The sequence below is a fragment of the Flavobacteriales bacterium genome (genome assembly GCA_026129465.1).
Taxonomy (GTDB): Bacteria; Bacteroidota; Bacteroidia; order Flavobacteriales_F; family PHOS-HE28; genus PHOS-HE28.
The window spans coordinates 1335030-1354215 of record JAHCIA010000001.1 but is presented as its reverse complement, the minus strand read 5'-3'; the positions used below and the strand labels follow the sequence as shown (position 1 = coordinate 1354215).

Below are 19186 nucleotides of genomic sequence, written 5' to 3'. Positions count from 1 at the left end.
CATGTCCAAGGGCCGATCGACCGGGTTCCTCGATGCGCTGGCCGGTGATGGCCGGCCATTGCTCGTCTTCACCGCGATCGTGCTCTTCCTCAGCGGGGTATTCGTCATCGCCCAATCCGCGGTGGGGCATTTCCTGCCGCACGACGTGGTCCATCTCGGCATGGATGCGGAGGAGCTTTCCGCCTTCTTTGGCGGGCGCGTCACCCTGTTCATGTTCCACGACCGTGTGGCCTTCGGCGGGTCCGTCATGGCCGTGGCTATCCTCTATCTCTGGCTCGCCTTGTTCCCATTGCGCAAGGGCGAACGATGGGCCTGGTGGTCCTTCGTGTGGTCGGGCGCGGTGGGCTTCGGCAGCTTCCTCACCTACCTCGGCTATGGCTATTTGGACACCTGGCACGGCGTGGCCACGCTCATGCTCGTGCCCTTCTTCATCCTGGGTCTGGTGAAGAGCCGGTCGGTGGTGGATGACACGGTGACCGCTGGGCCCGGCATCGGCGCGTGGATCCGTTCGCGGTCATCCAGGGGCCGGGCGATGCTGCTTTTCGTGGCGCTCGGTCTGTTCCTCGGCGGCATGGTGATCATGGGCGTGGGCATGACCACGGTGTTCGTGCCTCAGGATCTGCGCTACATGATGGTGCAAGGCTGCGGTGATCTGGAAAGCATCAGTCCGCGGCTTGTTCCACTCATCGCCCACGACCGTGCGGCCTTTGGCGGTGGGCTGGCCACGATCGGCCTGCTCATGACGATGATCCTCTGGCATCGCGATGTGGACCGCGCGCTGTGGGAAGCGCTGGCCATCACCCTGGCGATCGGCTTCGGATCGGCCATCGGCGTCCACTTCGTGATAGGCTACACCGACTTCATCCACCTGCTGCCGGCGTACTTCGGTGCTGCGGTGGCGGCTCTGGGTCTGCTCTTCACGCGCATGGGTCCACGCATCCATCCCGACATTTGACCCATGCCGCGCTCGGTCGCCATCCTGCCCCTGCTCACATCACTTGTGCTCAGCACCGGTGCTTCGGCCCAGGAGGAGCTCGAGTTGCAGATGTTCCTCGCCATCGCCATGGTCATTACGGACCATGGGCCTTTCGGTCAGGTCTTCTCGGGATCGCCGGAGGATGGCAAGGCCACCTTGTGGGTGGTGATGCCGGAGGGTCTCAACGCAGCAGGGCAGGAGCACTACCTGAAGCGCTCCGGCTACCATGGCCAGGTGGTCTTTCTTTCACCGGATCGCGCGAAGGACATGGAGCCTCCGTATCGCCTGCTCTTCGAAGGTGTGCACGTCGGTGGCATGGCCATCACGGGCTGGTTCCGCACCGTGCGTGGCAGGGGCTACACACCGAAGGTCGCGCCGGTGCAGGGCAGCTTCTGGTACCCGGCCTTCGATGGGGCCGGACCCGCACGCGTGGAGTTCGTGGCGAAGTATCCAGGCAAGCGGCAGCTGCGCAAGGAAGAGGTCAATGGCCGTTGACCATCCGCGTCATCTTCAAGTTCCTGCATCAGCCACCTCCACCTTCTTCCTGTTGTCCGCCGGCAGCCGGTCGAAGAACAGGTGGTCGGGATCGATCACCACGGAGCCGGGTCTTTCCTTCACTTGGAAGGTGATCCGATTCTCTCCCGTGCGCAGTTTCAACCGTTGACGCGCCAAGGGGATGTCATTCATTTCCTTGTCCTTGCCGAAACGCATCTTGGGCATCACGGCCACGTCCATCCAATCATTCATGGGTGCTTCGGTCTCCATGCCCAGGGAATCGCTGTGCATCTTGGCGGCGGTGATGAGCACCTCCACGGTCCAGCTGCTGTCGGTGTTCATGCTTGCCCTGGCCTCCTGCACGGCGTTGTTGTACAACGTGATGTGCTTGATGTTGTCGTCCAGCAGGTACAGCAGGCTGTCCGGTGTGATGGACCGCATGGCGCGGTACATGTCCAGCGAGGTGGGGTAGGGTGGCTCGGCATAGCCGAAACTGTCCACCATGTGCGCGAAGGCTTGGTTCAGCACCTCCTCACCGAGGAACTCGCGCAGGCCATAGAGCATCACGCTGCCCTTGTTGTAATGGATGTAGCCCTGGTTCTCCACGGTAAGCAAAGGCGATTCTCCGATGGCCTCGCTGCCGCGCGCGTTCTGGTACTTGTCGGCCTCGTACTTCATGAACTTCCGCATGTGTGGCCGGCCGTACTCCTGCTCCATCACCATGAGCGCGGTGTACTGGGCCATGCTCTCGCTCAGCAGCGTGGCACCCTGCATCACGGCACCGATCACCTGGTGCGCCCACCACTGGTGCCCCACTTCGTGCGCCACCACATAGAACACCGGGTCGATGTCCTCTGGCTTGCGCAGATCGGTGATGAAGCCGATGGCCTCGCTGTAGGGCATGGTGCCGGGGAAGGCCTGCGCGAAGCTGGCGTAGCGCGGGAACTCGATGATGCGCGCCTGCTTGTGCCTGTACGGTCCGAACCGCTCACCGGCATAGGCGATCGTCCGCTTCATGCTGTTGAGCATGCGCGGCACGTTCACCCCGTGGTCCTTGTGGTAGTACACCTCGATGTCCACATCGCCGAGTTTCTCGCGGGCCACCTCATAACGGGCGCTCATGAAGCTGTAGAAGTTCAGCGAGGGGTGGTCCACTTCGTAGCGGAAGAAGCGGCGGCCATTGTCCGTCCATTCCTTCACCAGGCTGCCGGGCGCGATGGCGATCTGGTCCGGCGCGGTGCTGATGGTGGTGCTCACCTCCACCCAGTCGCTGTGGCGCACGAGGTAGTTGTGCCGGCGTTGATCCGGATCCTCGGTGAGCAGCGGGGTGCGGCGGTTGGGTGGCAGTTCGTACTTCTTGCGATCGTTCTTGTCCTTCAACTCGAAGTCGGCCTGGTAGCCTATCACCGGCAGGAGGTCCATGTTGTTGAAGAAGCTGCCGTTCTGCACGATGCCGGTGAAGGACACACGGTTCTCGAAGCCCTTGGCGGCATAGCCGCCCTTTACCGTGAGGCGCAGGTCGGCGCCGGGTGCGAGGGGCGGTGAGAGGCGATACATGCGCTGCTTCATGAAGTCATCGTCGAGGACCACGGTCGCACCGGGTATCTCCACCTGCAGGCCGGATGGGTTCCGGTGCATGCGCTCGGGCAGGCTCAGGTAGAGGGTGTCAATGGGCCGCTCGCTCTTGTTGCGCAGGGTTATCGCGGCGGTGTAGCGCATGGCCCGGTTCTCCGGCTCCAGGTCGATGGTGAACTCCACCGCCGTGTAGTGCGGCTGCTCCATCCCTTGGAAGCGTTTGTACTGCTTCTCGTAGTCCACCTGCTGTTGCTCCTGCTCGTCGCTGGTGGTGTATTCATTGAGCACCTTGGTGTTGTAGTAGCCCAAGGCGGCCATTGCGCCGAAGAGCAGGACCATCGCGATGCCGGGCAGTTTGGCTATTGCGAAGCGCTGTTTCGCATTGTGCCAGCGCCAGTGCATGGCGGTATCGTTGCCGCGCACCAGGAAGAGCCAGGCCGCGAACAACAGGATCGCTGCGAAGACCATCCAATAGCTGCGGAAGAACAGCCAGCCCGGCAGGTAGGGCCCGAAGCCGTTCATGTCCGAGTACGTGAGCCCGGAGGAACCACTCAGCCGTACCAGGTTCGACTCCACATCCAATGCGCTCCACCCGAAGATGTTCAGCACCACCAGCAGGATGAACACGAAGTATCCCAGGTACTTGTTGTTCACCACGACATGCACGAACATCGCCATGGCCGCGAAGAATGCGAAACCGAGCGTGGTAGGTATGATCAGGTAGGTGAGGTACACCATGGGCTGCAGCCGCGTATATCCGTTCAGCAGTTGGGTGACCATGCCCGCCAACGTGGCGAAGCACATCACCACGACAATGACGGTGACGAGTGCCGCGAACTTGGCCAGCAGGCCTGTGCCAGTTGCCATGGGCAGCGCGTTGGTGATGCCGTCGATGCGTGGATCGCGCTCCTTCCATATCAATTGCCCGGCATAGAAGGTGACGATGATGATCAGGTAGATGAAGAGCCCGCCCTGGATGGCATCGGCCACGTTGTAGGTGACCGGGTAGGTGGTGTTGCCATAGAGTTCGGTAACGAAGGCCAGGGACACGAAGAGCTGCACCAGCCCCAGCGACATGATGAGGATGAAGGGCGTGCTTTTCAGGATGCCTTTCACATCGCCCCAGTAGAGGGAGGTGAACCACCTGCGACGCGCCCTGGCGTCGAAGCGTTGCGCCACCTTGGGCAGGGGCACATGCGCGTAGGAGGACTGTCCGTTGCCATCAACCTCGGCGGTCTTGGCTTTCTGCACGCGGTCCGTGAAGGAGAAGCGCCAGAAGCCGAAAAGGAAGACACCCACGCTCACCGCGATCCAGAGCAGGCGGTTCCAGAGCATCACACCGGCAGCGGGCAGAACCTGCGTGTTCTTGTCCTCCACCGTCCAGTATTTGGTGGCCATTTCAAAGGCTGATCCGCCAAAGGGATCGACCATGGCACCGATGTACTCGTTCTCCAGGTCGCTGGTGAACGCCCCCGCGATGCTGAAGCCCACCAACAACGCGATCGCGGTGATGAAGGCGGCCATGGTGCTGCGCAGAAGCACCGCCACGGCGAAAATGATGCAGGCGCAGAAGAGCACATTGGGGATGGCGAAGAGCAGGATGGCCTGCAGGTGATGCACCATCAGGTTGGGCCCCACGCGTACCTCGTCGATGCCCGGCCACCAACTGCCCACCACGATGCCCAGGCTCACGCCCAGCATGGGGAGCAATGCCACGAAGGTGCTGCCCAGGAATTTGCCGATGAGGTAGCTGGCCTTCGATACCGGCGTGCTGAAGACGATCTGAGCCGTGTTGCTGGTGAAGTCCCGGATGGCCGTGGCGTTCACGAAGGCGGTGACCAGCAGCAGGCCCAGTGTGCTCCAGGTGGCGTACCAGAGGTACACGAGGTAGGGCGCGTTCTTCAACACGTTGCCCACGGCCATGCCGATCTGCACGTTGTCGCTCACCACGGCCGCACCTGTGAGGAAGGCGATCAGCGCGATGAAGATGTACGCCATGGGCTGGCGGAGCCAGTAGCGCACCTCGAAGAGGAAGAAGCGGAGGATCATGCTGCTGCGGTTTCGCGGTTGCTGCGGTGGATGGCTCCGAAGAACACATCCTCCAGGCTGGGCTCGGCGCTCACAAATCCGTCCCCCGGCACACCTTCGCTCATCACGTGGATGATCGGCCGTCCGGCCACCAACTTGTTGCTGATCAATGTGTGCGTGGTGGCGTACTGCTCAAGTTCATGTTTGCCAATGGCCTTCTCCCACACTTTGCCCTTCATGGCCTTCAGCGCATCGTTCGGCGGACCGGCATACAGCAGCTTGCCCAGGTTGATGATCGCCATGTTGTTGCAGAGTTCCTGCACGTCCTGCACGATGTGGGTGCTGAGGATCACCACCACGTTCTCGCCGATCTCGGTGAGCAGGTTGTAGAAGCGGTTGCGCTCGCCGGGGTCGAGGCCGGCCGTGGGCTCGTCCACGATGATCAGTTTGGGATCACCGATGAGCGATTGCGCGATGCCGAAGCGCTGCTTCATACCACCACTGAAACCGCTGATCCGTCGTTTGCGATGTTCCCATAGGTTCACGCGTTGCAGCAGAGCCTCCACCAGTTCCTTGCGCGGGCCCTTGTCCACAACGCCTTTCAGCAGCGCGATGTGGTCCAGCATCTCGTAGGCGCTCACCCGCGGGTATACCCCGAATTCCTGTGGCAGGTAGCCCAGCACTTTGCGTACGGCTTCCTTGTCGTTGAGCACATCGATCGTGCCGAGCATGGCCGTGCCGCTGTCTGCCTCCTGCAAGGTGGCCAGGATGCGCATCAGCGTGCTCTTGCCGGCGCCGTTGGGGCCCAGCAGGCCGAACATGCCGGTGGGGATGTGCAGGCTGACGTTGTCCAGCGCTTTCACGCCGTTGCCGTAGGTTTTGCTAAGGCCGGTGATGGTGAGTTCCATGGAATGCGGGTTGAGTTGCAGGGTGCAAGATGGGGATCGAACGGATAGGAAGAAGGTGGTTTACATGAGCGGTGCCGACGGGGCGATGGGCGGTGTTGTCCCCCCGGGCGCCCCGCCCGGGGGGGTAATTGCGACACCGCCCGTGGGGTTACTGCGACACCGCCCAGATCTTCAGATGGGACGGCGATCCTTTCGATTGGTTACAGTAGCAGCTCGAAAGGCAGGTACTCCGTATTGCGCTCGTACTCCGCAATGATCGCGGCGCGTAGTTCAGCACTCTGGGCCATGCGCTCATAGACCAGCTGTTCCAATTCCTTCACCCGCTCATCGGATGGGTCCGCGCGCAGCTCTTGACGGAAGGGCTCGATCACCGGCGTGTAGGGCGCGTACGGATCGTCCATGTTGCGGACCACCATGTAGCCGAACGCGGCGTGGTGTGCTGCATCGAATGAAGTGCCCAGGTCCAGGACACGGTTGATCCCGGTACACACGTGGGTCACCACCTTCGGCCCTTCGCGGTGTACATAGTAGAAGTGCGCGGTGATCCGTATGGCACTGTCGATGTGCAGCGGTGCGACGCGGACCCCACGGAGACTCGGTGCCATCAAGCGTTGGAAGGCGGTGTCGGCCATCAGAAGGTCATCATAACCTGCCCGGACGGCATAGGTATCCGGGTGGAGCTTCAGCAGCTCCCGCTCGCGGCGAAATGCTTCGGCATAGTTGTCATAGAGGTAGGCGTGATAAGCCCAAAGTGCCGAGAACCGGGCTTCCAGATCGGCATGGCCAAGCATGCTATCGATCCCGGTGTTCAGGTAAGGCTTCCCTTCATATTCAGCGATCTCCATCGTGAACAGGTCCGTGAAGCGGATACTATCTGGCTGGTGTACAAGGGAAGGTGCGGCTACCGGGCAGTCTGCTGGCGCACCTGAAAGGAAGTAGATCAGAAGGAGGGTCGCTGGGAACATGAGGGGAAGATAGGCAGGCGATCCAGTACGATCACGCGGTGCTTTTGGCAGGCCATTGTCCGCTCGTATCGGCTTGTTGTTGTGCTGAATGGTGTTGATGCGCGTGATGTACCGTTCGCAGATCGGTTTTATGCGCAGGGGACGTTTCCTGGGTTTGATGCGTCTACCCCTCGAACACATCGTCCATGCGCCACATCCCACTCCTTGCTGCCTGCCTTTTCATCGGTACCATACACGCCCAGCAGGTCGACTGGCTTCGCAGCGATCCGGTCGCATTCGACCTGAACCCTGGCATGCCGCGCCACACGATCGAAGCCATCTCAAAATAGTTTGCGCATGAGGATCATGGCACAAGCGAGCTGGACGAAGCCCAGGAAGTTGATGCTGTGATACTCGTAGCGGACCACAGTACGCCTGAAGTTGTTGAGCCAGGCGAAGCATCGCTCCACCTTCCATCTCCGCTTGTATCTGCGAAGCTCCCTTCCATCTTGGGATTTTGAACGCCCTGCGCGGTTCGGTGCGATCATGCGGACCTTCCTGCGCTTGAGCTTGCGATCGAGCTGATCGCTATCGTAGGCCTTGTCGCCGATGAGCACTTGGGGCAATTCTTCCATGAAACGCGCGGCCAGCGTTTGGGTCACGAGCTTCACTTCGTGGGTGCTGGCTCCGAAGGTCCGTACGGCGATAGGAAGACCAGCAGCGTCTGTGACGACCATGATCTTGGTGCCTTTACCTCGCTTAGTCGGGCCGATATGGAGCCCCCTTTTTTGGCACTGGAGAAGGTGCCATCGATGAAGCATTCTGTGATGTCGATCTTCCCTCTTCGTTTGAGGTCCTGCGCCAAGGCCCACAGCACCTTGTCCCATACGCCCTGCTGACACCAGCGCTGGAAGTACCGATGGCACGACTGGTAAGGAGGGTAGCGCGGTGGAAGATCCTGCCATCTGGCTCCTGTCCGGCAGATCCATAATACCCCATTGAACACCTCCCGAGCATCCAGTGGCTTCCTGCCACGCGTCTCGGTCCTCTCTTGAATAGGTGAGAGCAGGTCCTTGACCGCTTCCCACTGGGCGTCCGTGCAGTCCATCGTTTTGGACATCGAAAGAGGACATGCACGGTGAAAGGATCAAGACCCTCCCTTCTTCGGTTGTCAAACGCCCGTTGTTCATGGCTCAGGACACCTCAACTATTTTTGAGATGGCCTCTCGCCTCGGCACCTGAGCATCTGGTGAGCATGCATACGGAGACCGTTTCGATCATATACGGCAGTACCGTCTTCGGTACGGTCGCGCTGGAGCAGCTTGATCCGGCCACGGGCGATACGTGGCAGTCGTGCATCCTGTCCGACTCCGTTTCCGTGGGTGCAGCAGTGGTGAGCCCTGTCGGTATCGCTTATTTCTCCGGAAGCTTCATGGGCGATGCACTGGCGTTCTGCGATGGATCCCAGTTGGCCGGTCTCGGTGGCGCCTTCACGGTGAACCACTTCGTGATGGCCTGGAACCTCAATACCGGCCAGCCGCTTTGGAGCCGCAACCTGGACCTGGACTTCCCGGACATCCTGGAACCGGCCGCCCTGGCCGTGGACCCCGAAGGCAACCTGTGGTACAGCGCCATGGAATTCAGCCAGGGCCACATTGTGCGGGTTGATTTCTTCGGCGAGGATGTTGAGGTGCGCACGATAGATGGCATCCGGCGCTTCGGCACCATCAGCTTCGACCCCTGGGGTGGACTATACGTGAGTGGTTCCTGCGAGAATGGTACGCTCACGTTCGGCGGCCAGGACTTTCCGGTGGCAAGCGCCGAGGGCTACAACATGTTCGTGTTGCGCTACCGGCCGGATGGCACGGCCGGTTTCGCTGAATTCGGGACGGATGTCACCTTCACCGATCCCACTGTTGTCGCCACGAGCGATGGACACGCATACCTGGCGGGTCAACTCCACCTGGACGGCGAAGTGTGGCCCGGCCTGCAATTCGAAGGCATGGACTGGGGATCGGATGTGTTCATCGCCATGCTCGATAGCACGGGCCAGTTCCATTGGGGCCGGGAAACACACTCATCCGGAGGGGGCATCACCGGGGATATCGAACGCGCACAGGGTCCCTGCATCGCGGTGGATGCGGGCCACAACGTCTACTTCACCGGTGTAACACGAGGCTCGGTGGAGTGGACCACCGGCGTGGTCAGTGGCGGGCCGGTGATCACCGATCGCCGCCTCACGGTGGTGGCCTTCGATCCGGATGGTAGCCCGCAGTGGGCGGCCAGCAGTGGTCCCAGCACCTGGTTCGTTACCGGGCAGTCCATCACGGCCAGTGCCGAAGCAGATGCTGTCCACTTCGTTTCACATGTCTCCGGCGAGCTCACGTTCGGGCCGTTCACCGTGAACAGCGACAGTGTGCAGGCTGCGGTCTTCGGGCGCATCAGTGTGCTATCCATGGGTTTGGGGGATACGCTTGCACAGGGAGCGATGCAGGTATGGCCGAACCCGGCTGCCAATATGCTCTACGCGGAACTGGATGGAACAACGGTGGTGACTGCCGAATTGCTTAACAGTGCAGGTCAGCGGGTGCGGATCATCACCTTGGCCCCCGGACGTAATAGCATCGATGTGGCCGCGCTTTCGGCGGGACTTTATCTCCTGCGTACGGCGAGGGGGGATGCGGTAAGGGTGGTGGTGGAGTAGTGCCTTGTGGGAATTCCCAATGATCGATCTCCAATGGTCAATGGCCAATTGATGCGCAGTGCCAGTTGGACATTGATCATTCCGTGACCGTCAAGGTCTTCTGATGAGCAAGAGGCTGCTCTCCGGATCTTCCATGAACCGCGCGATGGTATCCAGTTGCTCAGCCACGAAGCGCGCAAGGTCCGCTGCATCGCCTTCTGCATTGGCCAGGAAAACCACCTTTGGTGGAGCACCATGCAGCATGCTCAATTGGTGGAAGTCGTCATCACGGGTGAGCAGAGCATACCCTTGCTCTTTCGCATTGCGCCATATCTGAAGATCGCGCGCACGGTCCATGCGAAGCGGGATCACATGGCTGGATCCTGGAAAGCGACCGTTGAGCACCTGCGCGAGGCGTGGAGGTAGGTTCTGATCGACCAGGAATTTCATGCGGCCGGCGTGACGACCACGATGCGCTTCTCGCGGTCGGCCGCGAAAGCCAGGCAGGCCCGGATGTCCTCATCGGTGATATTGGGGAACTCGGCCACGATCGCCTCGGGTGTCATACCGCTGGCCAGGTAGCCCAGCACGTCACCCACGGTCATGCGCGTGTCGCGGATGCACGGCTTGCCGCTGCGCCGCTCGGGATCGATGGTGATGAGTTTATAGTAGTCCATGGTGGGCTTCTGTAGCCGAAAGATACGGTGATATAAAGGGTGCGTATCACTCATCCCCGAAGAAGTCGCTGTCGATGCGCTTTACTGCATAGGTGCGCTGGGTGGTGACACCGAGGTCGTGGTCGATCATCAGTTGGGTGAGTTCTTCACCGTCGAGCAGGACGATCTTGGTCTCGTTGCGGGGCTGGTACTCACGCGCCTCCTTGGTGAAGGAAGAGGTGGTGATGAAGATGCCCTTCTTGGCGCCCTGCCCGGCCAGCGGTGTTGACGATGGCGGTGTAGCGCCCTATCGGTCCAAGCCCAAGCGCTCAAGAATTCCCATCAAGCGTTGGTTCATTTGGATTAGCTCAGCATTCAGCCGTTCGGATTCCTCAGAACGCCTGTCCAATCGTACCAGCAATTCTTGCAGGACAACCTTATCGAATGCGTGCTGATGCTCAATGGTCGTATATGCGTTCGCCACATTGTTGTGTGACTGGTTGACAGCTCCCGGTTGCCACTCCTTCAGCTCGTCCAGTGACATGCTGTAGATGGCTGCGATCTGTGCGAGCCGTTCTTCAGTGGGCTCGGTCGTGCCGGTCTCATAAAGACTGTAGCTGTTCTGGCGGATTCCGAGCTCCTTGGCCACATAGTCCTGGGTGTAGTTGTGTACGGCCCGGAGTTGGCGCAGCTTCTTGGCCCAAGGGGTGGTCGGCATGGTCTTGATGGATGTAGGGCTGCTAAGTTATCAGCGATGCCGGATATTCTATCGTGTGCATATGGGTCGTTCAACGTGATGTGGTTTCGATGTTTGACGGCAACGCAGCACCTGTTGCGAATTACATACCCCGACCAACACCATGAAAACCCTATCGACCATCGCGCTTTTCTGTGGCGCAGTACTTCTCTCGTCATGCACCAAGGAAGGACCGGAAGGGCCGGCTGGCCCTCAAGGTCCGCAGGGAAATGCGAATGTGCAGTCGCTTACATTTAGTGCGAGCCCAGGAGATTGGAGTTCGATCAGTGGTGGATATGCAATTAACAGGAATGTGCCGATTGTTACGTCGGGCATCGCAAGTACTGGTGCCGTGCTTGTTTATCTTCAATCTGGAAGTCAGTGGGTGGCCATTCCGTTGACGATCAGTGGTGTCACATGGCTTTATGGCTATGGTACCGGTCAGGTTCAGATCGAGGTGAATTCTGCTGCTGCGCCATCGCAAGTGACCGTTTGGAAAGTCGTCGCGATCGCCAGTTCAGGGATGATCACAGATAGCGGCGTGGACGTTACGAACTACGACGAAGTGCGGGACTACTTCGGGCTTGAGGAGTAAGCCTGGTGGCCTGATAAGCGTGAAGAGCCGTTCCTTGCAAGGGACGGCTCTTTTCGTTGTACGTGGGTCCCGCGTGAGGGGGCGCAGCGGCAGCCTGCTGAAGGAGCGGCTGTGCAGCCACGTGCAGCGAGGAGGCGACCGAAGGAAGCCACCGTAGCGCCGTGGATGCAGGCCGGGCCGAAGCAGCTACAGCGCAGCACCCGACCCCGCGCGCTGGACGTTGGGAGGGAAGGGGGGCACGCCCTCATTTATGCCCCGCTTTTCGCCTGCTGCTGCCTCTTCGCCTCGCTGCGCACCTTGTGCAACCGTTCGCTGAATCCACCCTCTTTCTCAAAGGCCCTGGCCTGGCTGTTCACTTGCTTGTCCAGGAGGTGTATGGCGATCTTACACAGTGTCTGTCCCACGTTCGCGCTCAGTTCGGCGTATGCACGGTCCTTCACGGTGCGTGGCGTGCGTGCGGTCCGTGGTCCTTCAACCGCTTGTAGGCGTTCGTCTTTTTCGCGCAGCCACACCATCTGTATCCATCGGGCCACCTCGTCGGCATCTTTGCAGCGCGCGTTGCTCAACTCTTTTCGGCGCGGGTCCATGGGCACCCACAGCGGCAGTTTGCGGTGCTCCAAATACGCCTCGTAATCCTTTCGTAATTCGTCGATGCTGGCACGTGCCACACTGGTCAGGTTCAGTTCCAATTTCTTGGTGGTGGCGCTGATCTTACTTCCTTCGCCAATGTTGCGCTCACCGCTGCGCGCAGCCTGTTCCATCTGGTCCGCCGTGCGGCTGCCCGCCGGGATGTAGCGGTCCACAAAACGCACGGTCACCGCGTAGAGCAGTTTGGCCACTTGGTAGCTCACCAATTTCTCGTAGCCGCCGCTGGGTTGAAGGATGCTGGGGCTTTCTGGAGTAGGCTTTCCCATGGTTCTAAAAGTAGTTTCGTTTGTTTAAAATGGACTCTAATGGACGGGAATGGACCCGCCTCCGCCTACCATCCGCCCAGGTCCATTTGTGTCCATTCTTGTCCATTGCATTTGTGCCTTACCCTTGGCCTAGCTCCTCCTGTTCGCCAACAACACCGGCGCCTGCCCATCGAACGGATTGTCCATCCGCCCGATGCTCTTCGCATCCATACCCGCCGCGCGCATCACGGTGCGGTCGCCGAAACGCTTGCGGATCTTGTCCATCGCTTGGTACAGGTTCATGGCCTCCTGTGTATCGGTGAAGGCATCCATCTGGTGCCCACCGCCCACCAGGTGACTGAAGCGCACGCCGATCAAGCGGATCCGTTGGCGCCGGTCGTACAGCGCGCGGAACAGGTCGTGTACCGCGGGTAGTATGATGTGGTCGCAGGCCGTGTAACCGATGCGGATCTGTTTGGTGTGCGTATTGAAATCGGCATAACGGATCTTCACCGCGATGCAACTGGTGAGCTTGTCGCCCTTGCGCAGTTGGAAGGCGAGGCTCTCGGCCATGGCGGTGAGCAGCCCTTTCAGTTTCACCACATCGATCGTGTCGCGCTCAAAAGTGCGTTCGGTGCTTATGCTCTTGCGCTCGTGCCACGCGATCACCGGACTATCATCAATACCGTTCGCCTTGCGCCACAGCACAGGGCCGTGCTCGCCCAACAACCGCTGCATCAGGTCCACCTGCAGCTCCTGCAACGTATGGATCTTCGCCACGCCCATGCTGCGCAACAGGTGCGCCGTCTTCTCGCCCACGCCGGGGATCCGCTCAATGGGCATCGGCGCCAGGAAGGGTTTCTCCGTGCCGCGCTCCACATACCATTCACCCGCGCCTTGTTTCGCCTCACCGGTGGCCACCTTGCTCACCGTCTTATTGATGCTAAGCCCGAACGAATTCGGCAGCCCGCTGTCCTTGATGATCTTCTGCCGCAGCTCCACCGCCAGCTTGCGACTGCCGTGGAACTTATCGGTACCGCTCAGGTCCACGTAGAACTCGTCCACGCTGCTCTTCTCGAACAGCGGCACGTTCGCGCGGATGATCTCCGTCACCTCATCGCTCTTCTTCAGGTACGCGCCACTATCGCCCCGCAGGATGATCGCCTCCGGGCATAGCTGCTTGGCCATCTTCATCGGCATCGCGCTGCGCACCCCGAAGGCCCGCGCCTCGTAGCTGCAGCTGGCCACCACCCCGCGGTCGCTATCGGCACCGATCAACACCGGTCGGCCGTTCAGCTTCGGCTCGCGCAGGCGCTCCACCGAAACGAAGAAGGTGTTGAGGTCCAGATGTAGGATGGTGCGTTCCATCAGGAATGCGGTGAAGGGGGGGAGGGCGGTGAAGGCGGTGAAGGGGGCGCCTCACGGGCTATCCGCTTTGGTCCCGTCCTGCCAGGCCTGCGGTGGCGGCGCTCCGGGGTCCCCTCGTTCCTCGGGGCCTCCTCGCAGCACGCCTCCGCAAGGCCCAGCGGGCCGGGCGCCGCCGCTGCTATCCCGGGCGCGCAGCCTCGTTCATCACCCATACGTTCGCCCGGCGCTACAGGTGCATCTGTCAGAGGTAGAGCATGCCCTCGGCGGGAGGCATTCCCATTATCTGATCGTCTGATCATCTGATCTTCTGATCCGCCCTTCATCCGCGCTCCTGTATTGACAGTTTACTCGTCATATTGCATCCGACAATTTAGTCATTACATTTGTCCGTCGGATAACTGATCAGCGATATGATGGGAACCCTGGCAGTCAACATCCTCCGCAAGTCCCCCCACACGGACCTCCTGCCCTTGGAGCATCTGGTAGTGGCGGAACCACCAGCCGATTACGGCATCCCGGTGCCCACCGATGAGCAACTCCTCGGCCAGCTCCATGTCATCCGCGGCCAGCGCGTCATGCTGGACCGCGACCTCGCCGAACTCTATGGTGTGGAAGTGCGTGTGCTCAAGCAGGCCGTGCGCCGCAACATGGACCGCTTCCCCGAGACCTTCATGTTCGAGCTCACCTTGGAGGAGGACCACGCTTTAAGATCACAAATTGTGACCTTAAAGCAGGGCGAGCACGGCAAGTACCCGCCCTTCGCCTTCACCGAGCATGGCATCCTCATGCTGGCCAACGTGCTCCGCAGCGAGCGGGCCATCGCCGTCAGCATCCGCATCATCGACCTCTTCGTGCGCATGCGCGAGGTGATGCTCGCCCACAAGGACATCCTCCTGCGCCTGGAGCAACTGGAGCGCAGGGTGGGGGAGCACGGCGCCGGCATCCAGGTGCTCTTCGACTACCTCAAGCAACTACTGGCCCCACCCTCCGAGCCGCGCAAGCGCATCGGCTTCAAACCCGACGAAGCATGAACGCCGCCCCGGATACTCTGCTCCAGGAGCCGCCCGCCCGCTACACCGCCGTGGCCCCGCCCGATGCCGCCATCACCGGCCGCATCCATGTGATCCGTGGCCAGAAGGTGATGCTGGACCGCGACCTCGCCGAGCTCTACGGTGTGGAGACCAAACACCTCAAGCGCCAGGTGCGGCGCAACAGCACCCGCTTCCCGGAGGACTTCATGTTCGAGCTGACCAGGGAGGAGTTCGATGATTGGAGGGGCCAATTTGTCACCTCCAATTCCGGTGACTGGATGGGGTTGCGTTATGCACCCATGGCCTTCACCGAGCAAGGTGTGGCCATGCTCTCCAGCGTGCTGAACAGTGAGCAGGCCATCTTGGTCAACATCCACATCATGCGCGTCTTCACGCGGATGCGCGAAGTGCTGCTCACCCAACAGGAACTTCTTCGCAAGCTGGAGCAGCTGGAGACCCGTGCCGATGGCCACGATGTGGACATCGCCGCCATCCTGCGCGCCCTTCGTGAGCTCACCGAGCGGCCCGCACCACCGCGCCGCCCCCTCGGCTACAAGCGCAACGACCCATGACCCGCACCCGCATCCAAGCAACTGTCAGCCGTCAACCTTCATAAGACACTCTTCCCATGGCCAACCCCCTCTTCGGTCCCAACATCAAGCTTCTCCGCCAGCGCCGTGGGCGTTCGCAAGAGGAGGTCGCCGCAGGCCTGGACATCAAGCGCTCCAGCTACAGCGGCTACGAGAACGGCAGCGCCGAACCGCCCTTCGACCTGCTCATCCGCATCAGCGAGTACTACAAGGTCAACATCGATCGCCTGCTGAAGGACGACCTGACAGCCCTGGGCGAAAGCCAGCTCGGCATTCTGGAGCGTGGCGGCGATGTGGACCTCAGCGGCCGCCGCCTGCGCGTGCTGGCCACCACCGTCAACAGTGAGGACCGCGAGAACGTGGAACTGGTGCCCGAGAAGGCCAAGGCCGGATACGCCGCCGGCTATGCCGATCCGGAGTACATCAGCATCCTGCCCACCTTCCAGATGCCCTTCCTCAGCCGCGACCGGAAGTACCGCACCTTCCAGATCAGCGGCGACAGCATGCCGCCCGTGAGCGATGGCTCCTGGGTCACGGGCGAGTACGTGCAGAACTGGCAGACCATCCGCGACGGCCAGCCCTACATCGTGGTCACCAAGGACGAGGGCATCGTCTTCAAGGTGCTCTACAACCAGCTCAAGGAGAAGGGCAACCTGCTGCTGTGCAGCACCAATCCGCTCTACGCGCCCTATGAGGTGGCCGTGGGCAGCATCCTGGAGATCTGGAAGTTCGTGCACTTCATCAGCGCCGAACTGCCCGAGCCCAACATGAGCCGCGACGAACTGGCCCGCAGCGTGGTGGAGCTGCGCAAGGAAGTGGGCCAGCTGCGCCTGGCCATGGAGCAGCAGGGGAGGCTGGCGTTCTGAGCGAATTCCGCATTCAGACCATTCCCGATGAACCGATGCGCGGCGTGGATGGTCGGGGTATGTGATGGCGTTGAGCGACATTGATCTGTGGTGAGGGGTATACGGCATGTGAAGTTTTCCACGATCCTTGGGCATAGGCCGTGTAGTGTTATACATTGTAAATTCCAATTCTTTCGATCATGAACACCCAACACCCAACACCCAACACCCAACACCCTTTGGTGCTTGGTTCGTGCATGGTGGCCTTGTTGGCCGCTGTTGTGCTTGTGGCTTGCCGGAAGGATACCATTCCAAGCCCTATTTCTGCTGATGCTGCGATGGCTTCAAGCAACGTGACAACACGTGTACAGGCCTTCATCGCTCAGGCTCGTGGCAGCGATCCCAACAAGATGGCGGCGGCCATGACGGCGGACAGCGCCGAATGGTATGTGGAAGCAGCATTGAATTACAGCGTGGCCAAAGCTTGGTTACCATGTGTTGATCTGCTCATGGACAGCACTGTGGTCACGGTCCCAAGAGGACCGGCAGGTATCGCGGTCGCAGAGGTGTATGAGGCCTTCAACGCGTTGAGCGTATCATTGGCCGAGGTGAATGTGGACGATGCCCAACACGTGGCCATCGTGGATGTGCTGGCCAAGTCATCAGAGAACGAGTTGCGCCTTGAGGTCCGGTACCTGGTCGGTTCAGGCTATGGCAAGACCTTGAACACCACTTTCGGAGAGAACGATGCCTGGCTGTGGGGTGGATCGGGTGGATGCAATTGCGGCCCCAACCAGGTTTACAGTGATATGTGCGCGCATGCTCACATCCAGTACCGCGTCAATTCAGCGGTGGCGGTGTCCATGGGGCCGGAAGACTATTGGACCAACGTGGAGACATGGTTTATTACCCAGTACGCTACAGACATAACGACCAAGAACTATCACTGGTCTGAGTTCTACAACCCCAACAATACCTCCGGCAAATCCAATCAGGACTATTGGACCTACATATGCGGTGGTAGCAGTTGCAGCACCTGCCTGCTCACGGACGACATGAGTTACCACACCCAAGGCACTTACGATGCGTTGATGTGGATCAAAGCGGAGCATTGTCCGAGCAAGACGCCCTATGCTGCCACGGTAGGCTGGGAGTCTGGTGGTGGTGACAATTGGCATATCTGCTCATTCACCTACGGCATCAAGCAAACCGGTGGCGGTAGCTGATCATGAGGTGGCCAGTTTGCATGTTGTTGGGCCTCCACCCGTTGTGGCTCCACGCCCAAGGGGAATGGTCGCTGATTTTCGATCCAGTACCGTCGAAGGTGGCGGTCTATGACGCTTTGGAATTGCCGAGTGGAAGGTTCGTGCTCTCTTTGGTATCCCATACTTCCAACATGTTCTTAGGCGCACCGATCACCCGTACATGGGTAGTTGGCGTTTCTGAGACAGGCGGTCAAGAAGGTCTGTCAGAGTTGACGAGCGGTATGGACAGGTCCGTTTGGGTGCCGCAACTCGTTCAGCACGCGGATGACAAGTTGACGGCTTTGGCAATGACCTGGTACCATCCAACTCTTTCCGCCTATGACATCACCCGGTACACCCTGGGCCTGGATGGCGCTTTGCTCGGTGCAACAAGTTTTGTCTTGGATGATGACAGCGAAAGGATATGGATCAGGAACGTCTCTTTGTTGGATGGCGGTGAATTGTATGTCGCAGGGGGATTGGTGGTGGAAGGAAGTACCGTCCCCAATCGATTATTGTTGGTGAGAATAGACTCGGATGGACCCGAATTCCAAGCGAGCGTTCAAGGCAGCGGGCCGGGTATCAGGATCGGCCACCATGCACTCTCTGTGGATGGTACCGTATTGGCCTCGATTGAAGGAGGGGGCCCAGACATCGGTCCAAGTGGGTTCGCGAAGTATCTCCGGTTCGATGACAACTTCAATGTTGTGGGTGGCTTCGCGATGACCTCCTTGAGTGGAACAGGGAATTTGGTGCCACCTGACAGCGTATTGAAGGATTGCATGTACATGACCCTCTTGGAGGGGGACACGATCATTTCGTCTGGCAGGTATAACCCTATTTCATCGGGTATGCGAGCCGCATTGATACGATTGGCTCCAGATGGTGCATATGCGGGCATGTTCTTGCCCAGCGGAGCGTTCTTTCAAGAAGGGCCTGCGGGTATACAAGGTCATGATCTGACGCCCGATGGCAAGCTGCTATTTGCGAGGATCGAGAATTTCTTTACCGGTCCACCCAACTATGAAGTTGGTGTGGCCCCTTCCCGTGTAAGGGTCTATCGCTTGGACACCTTGCTCAATGTGGAATGCGAGTTCCTGCTGGACGGCTTCGAGGACAATGCCTACTATTACCTCATGCGCATCAAAGCAGCCAGCGATGGTGGTGCCTTGCTCATGGGTTCACGCCGCGATCTGAACACCATGGAGCAGCCCCGGGGCTGGATCATGAAACTGGGTCCCGACCAGTGCTACACGGGCCTTGGGGAACATCCCGTGTACGGGGAGTCGCAGTTGTATCCGAATCCTGGCTCGGACGGATTCACGCTGCTGTTGAATGGACCGGTGCTTCGTCGCGGACGCTTGCTGCTTTATGATGCCCAAGGTCGGGAAGTGGCCGAATATCCCATCAACCAAAGCGTGGCCCAAGTGGATGCCCGGCATCTGTCTTCGGGAATGTACCTCTACCGTGTGCTGGATCCAACTGGCGTCCCTGTCGACGCGGGGCGCTGGATCAAGGAGTAGACATGGAGCAGCAGGGGAGGCTGGCGTTTTAGTAGCGAGTAGCGAGTGGCTGTACACAGGGCACGCCCGCCGAGTGGCGAGTGGTGCGCCTACGGT

Annotated in this window: 20 protein-coding genes; 9 read left to right on the top strand and 11 right to left on the bottom strand. The window is 60.0% G+C overall.

The window, feature by feature from the left end:
* Nucleotide 1 precedes the first annotated feature (1 nt).
* Both KIT10_05795 and KIT10_05790 read left to right on the top strand, forming a co-directional pair.
* Entirely contained in the window at nucleotides 2–955 is a 954-nt protein-coding gene (locus KIT10_05795) for a hypothetical protein (GenBank protein ID MCW5898766.1), read from the top strand.
* A gap of 3 nt (nucleotides 956–958) precedes the next feature.
* Nucleotides 959–1471, top strand: coding sequence for a hypothetical protein (locus tag KIT10_05790; protein MCW5898765.1), 513 nt, complete (start codon nucleotides 959–961; stop codon nucleotides 1469–1471).
* A 15-nt stretch (nucleotides 1472–1486) separates the two neighbouring features.
* On the opposite strand, the gene KIT10_05785 is transcribed toward KIT10_05790, so the two are convergent.
* From KIT10_05785 to KIT10_05765, 5 genes are all read right to left on the bottom strand, one after another.
* Nucleotides 1487–5095 (bottom strand): ABC transporter permease, encoded by a 3609-nt coding sequence (locus KIT10_05785; protein ID MCW5898764.1) that lies wholly within the window; start codon nucleotides 5093–5095, stop codon nucleotides 1487–1489.
* On the bottom strand, nucleotides 5092–5982 hold the full coding sequence (locus KIT10_05780) for an ABC transporter ATP-binding protein (GenBank protein ID MCW5898763.1): 891 nt from the start codon (nucleotides 5980–5982) through the stop codon (nucleotides 5092–5094). The genes KIT10_05785 and KIT10_05780 overlap by 4 nt, the downstream gene beginning before the upstream one ends.
* A gap of 200 nt (nucleotides 5983–6182) precedes the next feature.
* Entirely contained in the window at nucleotides 6183–6947 is a 765-nt protein-coding gene (locus tag KIT10_05775; GenBank protein ID MCW5898762.1) for a hypothetical protein, read from the bottom strand.
* Nucleotides 6948–7267: 320 nt separating this feature from the next.
* Complete coding sequence (locus tag KIT10_05770; protein ID MCW5898761.1) at nucleotides 7268–7663, bottom strand: IS5 family transposase; 396 nt, start codon at nucleotides 7661–7663, stop codon at nucleotides 7268–7270.
* The gene (locus KIT10_05765) at nucleotides 7594–8034 is read right to left on the bottom strand and encodes a transposase (protein ID MCW5898760.1); all 441 of its coding nucleotides are present in this window, start codon (nucleotides 8032–8034) and stop codon (nucleotides 7594–7596) included. Before KIT10_05765 ends, KIT10_05770 begins: the two co-directional genes overlap by 70 nt.
* Before the next feature lie 105 nt (nucleotides 8035–8139).
* On the opposite strand from KIT10_05765, the gene KIT10_05760 reads away from it, so the two are divergent.
* Nucleotides 8140–9630 (top strand): T9SS type A sorting domain-containing protein, encoded by a 1491-nt coding sequence (locus tag KIT10_05760; protein MCW5898759.1) that lies wholly within the window; start codon nucleotides 8140–8142, stop codon nucleotides 9628–9630.
* A 90-nt stretch (nucleotides 9631–9720) separates the two neighbouring features.
* Here KIT10_05760 and KIT10_05755 read toward each other — a convergent pair whose 3' ends face one another.
* From KIT10_05755 to KIT10_05740, 4 genes are read right to left on the bottom strand one after another with little or no spacing between them, the layout of a single operon-like run.
* A complete protein-coding gene (locus KIT10_05755; protein MCW5898758.1) occupies nucleotides 9721–10059 on the bottom strand; it encodes a DUF5615 family PIN-like protein in 339 nt (112 codons plus the stop codon).
* A complete protein-coding gene (locus KIT10_05750; protein ID MCW5898757.1) occupies nucleotides 10056–10286 on the bottom strand; it encodes a DUF433 domain-containing protein in 231 nt (76 codons plus the stop codon). Before KIT10_05750 ends, KIT10_05755 begins: the two co-directional genes overlap by 4 nt.
* Nucleotides 10287–10332: 46 nt before the next feature.
* Entirely contained in the window at nucleotides 10333–10545 is a 213-nt protein-coding gene (locus KIT10_05745) for a restriction endonuclease (GenBank protein ID MCW5898756.1), read from the bottom strand.
* Between the two features lie 27 nt (nucleotides 10546–10572).
* A complete protein-coding gene (locus KIT10_05740) occupies nucleotides 10573–10983 on the bottom strand; it encodes a helix-turn-helix transcriptional regulator (protein ID MCW5898755.1) in 411 nt (136 codons plus the stop codon).
* Nucleotides 10984–11125: 142 nt separating this feature from the next.
* On the opposite strand from KIT10_05740, the gene KIT10_05735 reads away from it, so the two are divergent.
* Nucleotides 11126–11596 (top strand): hypothetical protein, encoded by a 471-nt coding sequence (locus tag KIT10_05735; GenBank protein MCW5898754.1) that lies wholly within the window; start codon nucleotides 11126–11128, stop codon nucleotides 11594–11596.
* Between the two features lie 248 nt (nucleotides 11597–11844).
* Here KIT10_05735 and KIT10_05730 read toward each other — a convergent pair whose 3' ends face one another.
* Nucleotides 11845–12510 carry a four helix bundle suffix domain-containing protein gene (locus KIT10_05730; protein ID MCW5898753.1) on the bottom strand — a complete coding sequence of 222 codons (666 nt, stop codon included), beginning with the start codon at nucleotides 12508–12510 and terminating at the stop codon, nucleotides 11845–11847.
* Nucleotides 12511–12639: 129 nt separating this feature from the next.
* Nucleotides 12640–13857: a DNA polymerase IV gene (gene dinB / locus KIT10_05725; protein MCW5898752.1), complete on the bottom strand. Its 1218-nt coding sequence runs from the start codon at nucleotides 13855–13857 to the stop codon at nucleotides 12640–12642.
* A 413-nt stretch (nucleotides 13858–14270) separates the two neighbouring features.
* On the opposite strand from dinB, the gene KIT10_05720 reads away from it, so the two are divergent.
* From KIT10_05720 to KIT10_05700, 5 genes are all read left to right on the top strand, one after another.
* Complete coding sequence (locus KIT10_05720) at nucleotides 14271–14888, top strand: ORF6N domain-containing protein (protein ID MCW5898751.1); 618 nt, start codon at nucleotides 14271–14273, stop codon at nucleotides 14886–14888.
* Entirely contained in the window at nucleotides 14885–15460 is a 576-nt protein-coding gene (locus KIT10_05715; protein MCW5898750.1) for an ORF6N domain-containing protein, read from the top strand. Before KIT10_05720 ends, KIT10_05715 begins: the two co-directional genes overlap by 4 nt.
* Before the next feature lie 56 nt (nucleotides 15461–15516).
* Nucleotides 15517–16344 carry a LexA family transcriptional regulator gene (locus KIT10_05710; GenBank protein ID MCW5898749.1) on the top strand — a complete coding sequence of 276 codons (828 nt, stop codon included), beginning with the start codon at nucleotides 15517–15519 and terminating at the stop codon, nucleotides 16342–16344.
* 179 nt (nucleotides 16345–16523) lie between these two features.
* Nucleotides 16524–17549, top strand: a complete 1026-nt coding sequence (locus KIT10_05705; GenBank protein ID MCW5898748.1) for a hypothetical protein — start codon at nucleotides 16524–16526, stop codon at nucleotides 17547–17549.
* A gap of 20 nt (nucleotides 17550–17569) precedes the next feature.
* Nucleotides 17570–19090 (top strand): T9SS type A sorting domain-containing protein, encoded by a 1521-nt coding sequence (locus tag KIT10_05700; GenBank protein MCW5898747.1) that lies wholly within the window; start codon nucleotides 17570–17572, stop codon nucleotides 19088–19090.
* Nucleotides 19091–19186 lie beyond the last annotated feature (96 nt).